This is a genomic window from Nocardia sp. NPDC003999 (assembly GCF_053604885.1).
The window spans coordinates 563,507-574,050 of sequence record NZ_JBSGIB010000002.1; the positions used below are offsets into that span (position 1 = coordinate 563,507).

The 10,544-nt window shown below is 68.7% G+C and carries 9 protein-coding genes; 3 read left to right on the forward strand and 6 right to left on the reverse strand.

What is annotated here, in order from left to right:
- Positions 1-65: 65 nt before the first annotated feature.
- From ACWESM_RS06415 to ACWESM_RS06430, 4 genes are all read right to left on the reverse strand, one after another.
- Entirely contained in the window at positions 66-485 is a 420-nt protein-coding gene (locus ACWESM_RS06415) for an HIT family protein (RefSeq protein WP_364425079.1), read from the reverse strand.
- A 99-nt stretch (positions 486-584) separates the two neighbouring features.
- Positions 585-2,006 (reverse strand): adenylosuccinate lyase, encoded by a 1,422-nt coding sequence (purB, locus tag ACWESM_RS06420; RefSeq protein WP_356963650.1) that lies wholly within the window; start codon positions 2,004-2,006, stop codon positions 585-587.
- A gap of 6 nt (positions 2,007-2,012) precedes the next feature.
- Complete coding sequence (locus ACWESM_RS06425; RefSeq protein ID WP_355076926.1) at positions 2,013-2,711, reverse strand: TetR/AcrR family transcriptional regulator; 699 nt, start codon at positions 2,709-2,711, stop codon at positions 2,013-2,015.
- A gap of 128 nt (positions 2,712-2,839) precedes the next feature.
- Positions 2,840-4,006: a pyridoxal phosphate-dependent aminotransferase gene (locus tag ACWESM_RS06430; protein WP_452491064.1), complete on the reverse strand. Its 1,167-nt coding sequence runs from the start codon at positions 4,004-4,006 to the stop codon at positions 2,840-2,842.
- A gap of 53 nt (positions 4,007-4,059) precedes the next feature.
- On the opposite strand from ACWESM_RS06430, the gene ACWESM_RS06435 reads away from it, so the two are divergent.
- A complete protein-coding gene (locus tag ACWESM_RS06435; RefSeq protein ID WP_356963649.1) occupies positions 4,060-5,037 on the forward strand; it encodes a M23 family metallopeptidase in 978 nt (325 codons plus the stop codon).
- 486 nt (positions 5,038-5,523) lie between these two features.
- On the opposite strand, the gene purD is transcribed toward ACWESM_RS06435, so the two are convergent.
- Positions 5,524-6,795 (reverse strand): phosphoribosylamine--glycine ligase, encoded by a 1,272-nt coding sequence (gene purD, locus ACWESM_RS06440; RefSeq protein ID WP_356963647.1) that lies wholly within the window; start codon positions 6,793-6,795, stop codon positions 5,524-5,526.
- Between the two features lie 181 nt (positions 6,796-6,976).
- Here purD and ACWESM_RS06445 point away from each other — a divergent pair, with 181 nt between their 5' ends.
- On the forward strand, positions 6,977-7,354 hold the full coding sequence (locus ACWESM_RS06445; protein ID WP_356963646.1) for a PH domain-containing protein: 378 nt from the start codon (positions 6,977-6,979) through the stop codon (positions 7,352-7,354).
- A 50-nt stretch (positions 7,355-7,404) separates the two neighbouring features.
- On the forward strand, positions 7,405-7,830 hold the full coding sequence (locus ACWESM_RS06450) for an HIT family protein (protein WP_364425090.1): 426 nt from the start codon (positions 7,405-7,407) through the stop codon (positions 7,828-7,830).
- Positions 7,831-8,026: 196 nt separating this feature from the next.
- Here the strand turns inward: ACWESM_RS06450 and ACWESM_RS06455 are convergent, their stop codons facing one another.
- Positions 8,027-9,739, reverse strand: coding sequence for a glycoside hydrolase domain-containing protein (locus tag ACWESM_RS06455; protein ID WP_364425092.1), 1,713 nt, complete (start codon positions 9,737-9,739; stop codon positions 8,027-8,029).
- Positions 9,740-10,544: the final 805 nt, after the last annotated feature.

Consider the following 10,544-nt stretch of genomic DNA (forward strand, 5'->3'; position numbering starts at 1 on the left):
CATCACCGCGCCGATCGATGACGCCTCGGCGATGATCGCCGACCATGAGCCGAGCGGCGGCGAGCTCAGTCCAGCGCGCCGCGGATCGAGGAGGCCAGGTAGTCCAGATCCTCCCGCCGCGGACTGGTCGGGCGGCCGCGCAAGCCGAACCCGTCGCCCGGAGTACGCGGGATCACGTGCAAGTGGACGTGGAATACCTCTTGCCCGGCGGTAACTCCATCCGCCAGAAAGAAATTCACCCCGTCGCACCCCACCTCACTGGCCCGCAACGCCGCCGCGAGCCGCTGCCCCACCTGGAACAACTTCCCCCCGACGACCGGATCGAGCTCCGCAAGACTGCGCGCCGCCACCTTCGGCACCACCAGCAGATGCCCCGGCGTCATGGGCCGAATGTCCATGAACGCCACGACATCGTCGTCCTCGTAGACCTTGCTCGACGGCGCCCGCCCGGCAACGATATCGGCGAAAATCGTGTAGGGATTCACGACTCGCAGCCTATGCGGTCGTCTGTCTCTTCGTGCTACGCAATCCCTTCCGGTTCCCGCCCGCGCGACGAAGGATTTCGCCGCGAAAGGCGCAGTCCGCTAGAGGATCGGTGACGGCGAGTATCGGGCCGCGTCCGGGTACCGGTCGACGAGTTTCTGCACCTGGCCGATCACGTCGGCGACCTGGGCTTCGGCGGCGCCGACGAAGACGGACTTGTCGGACAGCGCCGCGTCGAGGGCGGGGCGGTCGAGCGGGAGGCGCGGGTCGGCGGCGAGGCGGTCCAGGAGGTCGGGTTCGCGGCCCTGCTCGCGCATGGCCAAGGCGACCGCGACGGCGTGCTCCTTGATCACCTCGTGCGCGGTCTCGCGGCCGACACCGGTCCGGACGGCTGCCATGAGGATGCGGGTGGTGGCGAGGAACGGCAGGTATCGGTCCAGTTCGCGGGCGATCACCGCCGGGTAGGCGCCGAACTCGGCCAGCACGGTGAGGAAGGTCTCCATCATCCCGTCGATGGCGAAGAACGCGTCCGGCAGCGCGACGCGGCGGACCACCGAGCAGAACACGTCGCCCTCGTTCCACTGCGCACCGGCCAGCTCGGCCGCCATCGAGGCGTAACCGCGCAGCACCACTTGCAGACCGTTGACCCGTTCGCAGGAGCGGGTGTTCATCTTGTGCGGCATCGCCGAGCTGCCCACCTGCCCGGGCTGGAAACCCTCGGTGACCAGCTCGTGCCCGGCCATGAGCCGGATGGTGTGCGCGAACGAGGACGGGCCCGCGCCCACTTGCACCAGCGTGGACAGCACATCGTGATCCAGCGAGCGCGGGTAGACCTGGCCGACGCTGGTGAGCACGGTCGCGAAACCCAGGTGCCGGGCGACCTGCTGCTCCAGCCGGGCGAGCTTGGCCGGGTCGCCGCCGAGCAGGTCGAGCATGTCCTGCGCGGTGCCCATCGGGCCCTTGATCCCGCGCAGCGGGTAGCGGTCGATCAGCTCGCGCAGCCTGGTGAGCGCGATCAGCAATTCGTCGGCCGCGGAGGCGAACCGCTTGCCGAGGGTGGTGGCCTGCGCCGCGACGTTGTGCGAGCGGCCCGCCATCACCAACGCCTGGTATTCCGCGGCGCGCTCGGCCAGTCGCGCGGCGATCGCGACGCCGTGCGCGTGCACGTGCTCGAGCGAGAGCCGGATCTGCAGCTGCTCCACGTTCTCGGTGAGGTCGCGGCTGGTCATGCCCTTGTGCACGTGCTCGTGCCCGGCCAGCGCGTTGAACTCCTCGATGCGCGCCTTCACGTCGTGTCGGGTGACCCGCTCGCGTTCGGCGATGGAGGACAGATCCACCTCGTCGAGCGCCCGCTCGTAGTCGGCGATCACCCCGTCGGGCACGTCGACGCCCAGCTCGGCCTGTGCCCGCAGCACCTCCAGCCACAACCGCCGCTCGAGTACGACTTTGTGCTCCGGCGACCACAGATGCACCAGCCCGGGACTGGCGTAGCGGGTGGCGAGGACATTGGGGACGATGCTCACGTCCGGTCAGTCTAGTGCTCGGTAACGATCCACTTGCTGGGGCGTGGCACGCACGGGGCTGTCCGCAGCCGCGTAGGCCGCCGCCTCCGGAGGCGCCGACCGCGCCGGGGGCGCGACGATGTCGATCACTTCCAGTAGCGCGCCGCGAGCCATCCGCCGGGGCTCCGGGTCCATCTCGGTGAGCGCGGCGACCACGGCTCCGTCCACCACCGCGACGAGTCGGCGCAACTGTTCCGGCCGCACCATCCGGTCGGATCGGCGCAGCACGTCGGCCAGCAGCTCGTCCAGCTGGGCCCGCAGCCGTAGCTGGACTTCGCGTAGCTCCGGGTGCCGCGCCGACGCGACCGATCGCTCGTAGCGGGCGATGAGCTGCCCGCGCGCGCCCTCGTCGGCCCCGTCGCTGCCCACCAGCAGGTCGAGCACCAGGTCGACGGTGGCCTCCGCGCCGCGGCGGCGGTGGCTCACCTCGCCGACGCGCCTGCGCATCGCGTCCAACTCGGCGTTGCCGCTGAACTCGACCGCTCGCGCGATGAGGTCGTCCAGCGATTCGAAGTAGTAGGTGGTCGACGCCAGAGGCAGATCAGCGCGCGTCGCAACCGAACGATGCCGCACCGCCTCGAATCCGCCTTCGAGCAACAGCTCGGCAGCGGCGGCTATCAAAGCCTGGCGACGCCGTTCGCCTTTCGGGGTCGTCGCGGTGATCACCGTGCCATCGTGCCAGTCGTCATCAGTTCTTCCAGGGGAAATCAGCGAGGAAAAGCAACCATCGTTGTTTTACCGCATCCGCGCGGCCGGGGTGCCGAACTGCGAAAAGTTCTTGCCGGGCAAAGCTTTCAAACGCGTAGATAGTGCCCTAGACGCAGCAGCGCCGCCTCGATGTCGGCGGTGGCTCCGGCAAACGAGAAACGTACCGTTCGGTGTCCGTTGACGGTGTCGAAATCCACTCCCGGTGCGAGCGCGACGCCGGTGTGGTTCAGCACGTCGGCGCACCAGGTGCGGGAGTCGTCGGTGAGGTGGCCGATGTCGGCGTAGGCATAGAAGGCGCCGTCGGCCGGGGCCAGGTCGGTGATGCCCAGTTTCGGCAGTCCGTCCAGCAGCAACCTGCGGTTCACCGCGTACCGGCGGACGTGCCCGTCGAGTTCCGCCTTGGCCTCCGCGCCGAACGCGTGCAGCGCCGCGTACTGCGAGATCGCGGGCGGGCACACCGTCAGGTTCGAGGCCAGGCGCTGCAACGCGGGGCGCAACCCGCTCGGCACCAGCATCCAGCCCAGCCGCCAACCCGTCATGGAGAAGTACTTGGAGACCGAGCCGATCACCACCGCTTCCCGCGATGTTTCCCACGCCGACGAGGTCGCGCTGTCGGCCCCCGTGTCATAGGTGATGCCGTGGTAGATCTCGTCGGAAATCAGCAGCGTGCCGTGCTCCTCGCACCAGCGGGCCAGCGCCGCGAGCTCCGCCGGGGCGATCATGGTGCCGGTGGGGTTGGCAGGGCTGGCCACCACCAGACCGGCGGGCGGCTCCGGAAGCGCTTCGAGCATGGCGACGGTGGGCTGGAACCTGGTCTGCGCGCCGCAGTCCAGCTCCAGCACGCGGCAGCCGAGCGCGGCGAGCGTGTTGCGGTAGGCCGGATAGCCCGGACGCGCGACCACGACGGTGTCGCCGGGGTCGAACGCGGCGAGGAAGATCAGCGAGAAGGCGCCGGACGAGCCGGTCGTCACGACGACGTCGTCCGGATCGACCTGATAACCATAGGTCTCCCGATGATGTTCGGCGATCGCTTCCCGAATCGCCAGGATGCCGAAAGTCTCGGTATAGCCCAGCAATTCGGACTGAATGGCCAGTTGGGTCGCGCGCAGCACCGGCGCGGGCGCAGGCGTCGACGGCTGCCCCGCCGCGAGTACGAGCACATCACCGTGCGTCCGGGCGCGTTCCGCGGCGGCTTTCCACACATCCATCACGTAGAAAGGTGGAATGGTCGACCGGCGAGATTCTCTGGACACTCGACAGACGGTAGAGCACGCTTCACCGCGCAGTCGCGGTTATGGTCTACCCGATGCTCGATAAGTCTCGACGAGACGGACTCGACCGAGTGCGCGGAGTAGCCGGCATAGGCGTCATTCCGCGCGACTGGCGTGCGCGCCTACCGCGACGTTCCCGACCTCGACTTTTCGGGAGACTCGATCCGCGCGTGCTGTGGGCGCGCCGCCGCCACCTGCGGGCCTGGTGGCGGCGCAGGCCGGATCCCCGTGACCTGTGGCGCCGCAAACCCAGCGGCGAGGCGTTGCTCGGACTGGCGCGCAAGCACAAGGTGCTGCTCGGCGGGCTCGCGGCGACCGCGGTGTTCGCCGCGAGCGACATGTCGTTCGCCGGGACGGTCACCGATCGCACGCCCGCGCCGGACGCCGCCCAGCTCGTCGCCGTCGCATATCCACCGCAGATGCAGAACACTCCGCCCTCGGTGACCAGGTTGCTGAACGCCATCGCCAACGGTGAGCGGCTGCGCGAACAGGCGGTGGTCGCGGCCGCCGCACGCGCGACCCTCGAACGCGCGAAGGCCGAGGCCGCCGCCGCCGTCGCCGGTGAGCAGCAGCCGTGGATGACCGGAACCGCACCGGTGCAGCCCGGGGCGATGCTGCCGGGCGGCCGGGGCTTCGTTCTACCCGCCCACGGCGTCTTCACCTCCGGCTTCGGCTCGCGCTGGGGCACGTTCCACAACGGCATCGACATCGCGGGCCCGATCGGCACCCCGATCTACGCGGTCGCCGACGGCACCGTCATCGACGCGGGACCGGCGCAGGGCTTCGGCCTGTGGGTGCGAATCCGCCACGATGACGGCAGCATCACCGTCTACGGGCACATGTACGACTTCTTCGTCTCGGTCGGCGAGCGGGTGCCCGCGGGGATGCAGATCGCCCGCATGGGCAACCGCGGCGACTCGACGGGTCCGCACCTGCACTTCGAGGTGATCGTCGGCGGACAGCACGTGGACCCGCAGCAGTGGCTGGCGGTGCGCGGACTCACGTTCGGCTGAACCGCGACGCACCCGGTGGCTCGAGCGGCATCGGGGCACGCGCAACCGTCGGCACAGGAGCGGTTCCACGCACCTGCGGCGAGGACCGGCCCTGCGCTGGTGTGGACGACGGTCGGCCACGTAGCGGCATAGGAGATCGACGCCGCGGACCAGGCCCCGACCAGTAGCAGGCTCAGCAGTTCGAGCCCCATACTGCCGTCTGCTGGGCGGCTATCAGGGCCTGCGCCGACCGAGCCGGTTCGACCCCGATCCGTCGGCTCTGCTGTACGGCGACCAGGGCGGCTGCACCGACCGAGCCGGTTCGACCCCGATCCGTCGGCTCTGCTGTACGGCGACCAGGGCGGCTGCACCGACCGGACCGGTGCGACCCCGATCCACTGCCTCTGCTGTACGGCGACCAGCGCCTGCACCGACCGAGCCGGGTCGACCCCGATCCGTCGGCTCTGCTGCGCGGCCACCAAGGCCTGCGCCGACCGAGCCGCCCGCTCAGACCTCGATGCGGTTCTCGACGGCGGCCAAGCCGATATCCGTGCGGTAGTGGCTGCCCGGCAGTTTGATCGCGGCGATGCGGTCGTAGGCGCGGGCGCGGGCCTCGGAAAGGTCGGCGCCGACGCCGACCACGTTCAGCACCCGCCCGCCCGCGGAGAGCAGGGCGCCGTCTTCGCGCTGCGTGGTGCCCGCGTGCAGCACCGTCGCGTTCTCGTCGGACGCGCCCTCGCCCGCGCCGGAGATCGCGTCGCCGAGACGCGGACGCCCCGGGTAGTTCTCCGCGGCGAGCACCACGGTGATCGCGGAGCCGTCGCGCCAGCGCGGCGGGGCGACCTGCGCCAGCGTGCCGGTGGCGGTGGCGTGCAGCAGTTCGCCGAGCGGGCTTTCCAGCAACGCGAGCACCGCCTGCGTCTCGGGATCGCCGAAGCGGCAATTGAATTCGACCACGGCGGGCCCGGCCGCGCCGATCGCCAGCCCCGCGTAGAGCAGGCCGGAGAAGCCGCTGCCGCGCCGCACCAACTCGGCGGCAACGGGTTTCACCACGTCATCGACGATCGCGGTGACGGTCTGCGCGGGCAGCCAGGGCAGCGGCGTGTACGCGCCCATGCCGCCGGTATTGGGGCCGGTGTCGCCGTCACCGACGCGCTTGTGGTCCTGCGCGGGCAGTAGCGGAACCACCGTCTCGCCGTCGACCAGGCAGAACAGCGAGACTTCCGGTCCGTCCAAGAACGATTCCAGCAGTACGGGGTGGCCTTGTTCGAGCAGTTCGGCCCCGTGCTCGCGCGCGGCGGAGCGGTCGGCGGTCACCACCACGCCCTTGCCCGCCGCGAGTCCGTCGTCCTTCACCACCCAGGTAGGACCGAAACGGTCCAGCGCGTCGTCCAGCTCGGCCGGGTTGTCCACCACCTCGCTGTGCGCGGTGCGCACGCCCGCGGCGGCCATCACATCCTTGGCGAACGCCTTGGAGCCCTCGATCCGGGCGGCCGCGGCCGACGGGCCGAAGCACGGGAAGCCCGCCACCCGCAGCGCGTCGGCGACGCCGAGCACCAGCGGGACCTCGGGGCCGATCACCACCAGGTCGGCGTCCACCTCGGTGGCCAGCGCGACCACGTCCTCGGCGGCGCACGGGTCGACCGGGCGGACCTGCGCGTGCTGGGCGATCCCGGCGTTGCCGGGGGCGGCGAAGAGCGCGGTCACCGCGGGGTCCCGGCGCAGCGCCAGGACGAGGGCATGTTCACGGGCTCCGGAACCGATGACGAGTACACGCACGGCAGACAGCCTAAACGAGCCGTTCGGCGTCTTCGCCGCTGCCGGTGCGCGCGGAGGGGATGATGAAAGGGGACAACGGATGTGGGGCGTGACACGGCCCACACCGACCATTGTCGTCCTTTCCGGCACGAGCGGGGGCCTGACCACTCGTGCCGCCGGAGCACCCGAAGGAAGTGCTGAGATGGGTCTGATCGACGGACTGATGGGCAACGCCGGCCGGATCGATCCGGGGCAGGCGCAACAGGAGTACGCCAAGCTCCTCGGCAACGGCGAACAGGTCTATGCCGCGTACCTGCTGGTCCGCGACGCGATGCTGTTCACGAACCGCCGCCTGATCCTCATCGACAAGCAGGGCGTCACCGGCCGCAAGGTGAGCTACCACAGCGTTCCCTATCGCGCGATCACCCATTTCTCGGTGGAGACCGCGGGCACCTTCGATCTGGACGCGGAGCTGGCCATCTGGATCTCGGGCGGCGACGAGCCGCTGCTGAAGCGGTTCAACCGGCAGGTGGACATCTACGAGGTGCAGGGCATCCTGTCGCATTTCGTCGCGGTGTAGCGCGGGGCGGTCCGGCGCCTGGGCACACGGGCCGGTCTACGCTGCGGGACATGGCTTCCGTCTTCAGCGCGATCATCGCCGGTCAGCTCCCGGGCCGTTTCGTCTGGGAGGACGACGAGTTCGTCGGTTTCCTCACCATCGCCCCGGTCACTCCCGGTCACACCCTCGTGGTGCCCCGCAAGGAGATCGACCACTGGCAGGACATCGACACCGACACCCTCGCCCGGCTGACCGCCGTCGCACAGAAGATCGGCCAGGCCGTGCGCGCGGCCTGGGCCGCGCCGCGCGCCGGTCTGCTGATCGCCGGTCTGGAAGTGCCACATTTGCACGTCCACGTGTTCCCGGCCTTCTCGCTGGGTGACTTCGACATCTCCGGCGCCGACCCGAACCCGAGTCCGGAGTCCCTGGACGAGGCCCAGGCCAAGATCAAGCAGGCGCTGCGCGACCTCGGCCACGGCGACAACGTCCCAGGCTGATCCGCCTCTCCGGGTATTCAGGCCGTACTGGTCGGGGTGGTGCGTGATTTGCGTTCAGGTCCTGCGTTGCGTGCCACGTAGGTTTTGGGCGTACCCGGTGAGTTACCCATGTTCGTACGAGATCAGTCGTCGCCTCGGCTTTGGTAAGGGCTGGCCGCTCGTCGCGGTCGACCCTTTACCTTTCTCTATCTATCGGTCAGCTCGCGACGTCGTGCAAGGGTGTATCGACTCCGCCGATCGCGACCGTGGCCAGGGTTTGGCTCGGGGTCCAGTAGATCCGGCCGTGCTCGAAGTCCTGGTAGGTACCCGTGTCCCAGGGGATCTCGTCGGTCGTCGGCCAGCCCAGCGGGCCGGTCTGGTAGCCCGAGCGGTTCCAGCGGTCGCGGATCGCGCCGTGCACCCAGCACACGCTGTCGCTCGATTGGCGCCGGTAGAGCGCTCCGCCTTGGAAGCCTTGCACCTCACCCGTCGTCTGGCCGTCCGCCCCGTGCACGACGGTGCGGTCGGTGATCGGGTAGCCGAGCGGGCCTGCCTCCCAACCCAATGCTTCGAACTTTCCCCACAGCGTCTCCGGGATGGCGTGCGCGCCGGTGTCCGGATGCCAATAGATGTACCCGTGCTCGAACTGGGCGAAGCGCCCCGCGCCGTCGGGTGTCGCGATCTCCCCTGCCGTGATCCGCGTACCGAGCCACGGATTCGCCGCCGCGCAATCGTTGATCGCGTTCGGCTCCGATCCGCTCGGCTCGCCGGTGGCGAAGCCGCGCACGTCGTCGGCGAACACGTCCCAGGGGAAATTCGGTCCCACATCGGTGTGCGTGCCGATGCCGAGACACTCGGTGACGTACTTGTGGTCGGAAATGCCCTGGCGCCGCTGGTAGGGCGGCGTGATGACATACGTGTCGAAGCCGTATTTACGCGCGTCCTGCACCGCGAGCCAGGCCGCGATGCGGATATCGTCGCGGATGCGCAGCCAGTCGTCCCGGCTCCATGCGACGCGGCTGCCCGCGAAGCAGAGGTTGATGGTGAACGAGTTCGCGTCCAGCACCGACCAACTGGCCAGGTCGGTGTCGACCACATCGACCACCACGCCATCGCGGACGGTGTAGTGGTAGCTCACGCCGTTCGCCGGATTGTTCAGATAGTTGGCCAGGCTTTCGGCGGTTCCGTTGCCTTCCTGGGTATGCAGCAGGAAGTTCTCGACGCGCGCACCGTGGCGGCTGGACGCGGAGTCGCCCATCCGGTCCAATTCGACGTAATCGGGCTTCTGCATTGTTCCCCCTGAGTTCGGATTCGCCTTCGACCATTGGCCGTAGTCGGCGGCGAGGACTTTGTCGACATCCACGACGACGCCGCCGACCCGGTCGGCGTCGATGCGGATCTGATGGAGGTGCGCGGCGGGATGGTCGCCGTTGATCGAGGAATCACCGGACCAGTTGTGTTGCCAGAACCACGTGGCGACGCCGTCCTCGAGCGCCCAGTCGATGCACCGGGCGTTGCCGTACATGCCGGTCCATTCCAGACCGACGACCGATGCCCAGCCCCGGAGAAACGGCGCGATCAGCGAATTCCACTCGTCCAGCGACGGATTCGCGTCAACGGGGGCATACAGCGGGCGGGAATCCGGCCCGCCGGCCGCGCGGTGGTAACCGAGCGCGATCCGCGCGTGGCGCACGCCCGCGTCGTAACCGCCTTTCCAGTCCGACGTCTCCCCCTTGCCGTACTGGTAATTGGTGACTATCTCGAGCCCGATGGCGCGTAATCGGTCGCAGTATTCCCGCCGCAGCGGCTTCGCACCGAAATTCGTGCCAGGACGGGAATCGCTGAAGTAGCCTATGACGCCCGTGTATCCAGCGTCTTTGATCGCTTGCGGCTCGATGAGCGCGGCGGAGAAGTCGATCAGCTCAGTCATCGCGCGCCCCCTTGGTCGTACGAGCCCGCGCAACGGTCGGCGGCAACGCGTTGTATTCGTACATCTGAAGCAACTTTCGGCAGATGGAGAACCCGACAGAGCTAGAGTCACCCGAATGTGCGCGAAGTATGCCGAGATGTCCCGTTTGTGGCCCATCCGGTGTTTGCGCGTGACCTGAACATGCTCGTCACGAGAAATATTTGCGCACACCAGACTACAAACAGACTCGTAGCGGGAAACATGCTCGGCAGTCGGTAATCAGATTTGCCAACTGTTTGCTATCACTCTCGAACTGGTCAGCCGTTTGCGCTGAGCACTCGGGAGCAGGCCCGGATGACGAATTCTTCACCGCAGCCACCGAATTCGAATCGGCGCGTTCGGCGGTAGGTCTTCCGCGGCCACCGCGATCGTTCCCTCTGGCCGCGCCACAGCCCGCAGATCGTCCAACTGGCAGCGCAAGCGGTGCGCCCGGTCCGCCTCGGCTCTCGCCTGCCGCGACCGTGACGCCCTCTCGGAGACTCCCGAAAGCGCCCGGCCCGACCGAATCACGCAGCCGAACTCGAGCCGGAGACGACCGCGACAGCGACGAGCGGTGTCGGGGCCGCCGATCGAATCGAGCGGCATCCTGCCCGGCAGAGACCTCACGGGCTGCAACCACAGAGGTGCCGAATGGTGTCCCTGTCAGGATTGAACTGACGACCGCTCGCTTACAACATCGAGCACGGCCTCTACCACTGAGCTACAGACGCGCAGCGGCTGGACGGAGCCCCCTGTCAGGATTGAACTGACGACCGCTCGCTTACAC

Excerpts from the sequence above, each read along its gene's own strand:
- ACWESM_RS06435 (WP_356963649.1), top strand. The coding sequence starts at position 4,060 with ATGCTCGATAAGTCTCGACGAGACGGACTCGACCGAGTGCGCGGAGTA.
- ACWESM_RS06445 (WP_356963646.1), top strand. The coding sequence starts at position 6,977 with ATGGGTCTGATCGACGGACTGATGGGCAACGCCGGCCGGATCGATCCG.
- ACWESM_RS06455 (WP_364425092.1), bottom strand. The coding sequence starts at position 9,739 with ATGACTGAGCTGATCGACTTCTCCGCCGCGCTCATCGAGCCGCAAGCG.
- ACWESM_RS06450 (WP_364425090.1), top strand. The coding sequence starts at position 7,405 with ATGGCTTCCGTCTTCAGCGCGATCATCGCCGGTCAGCTCCCGGGCCGT.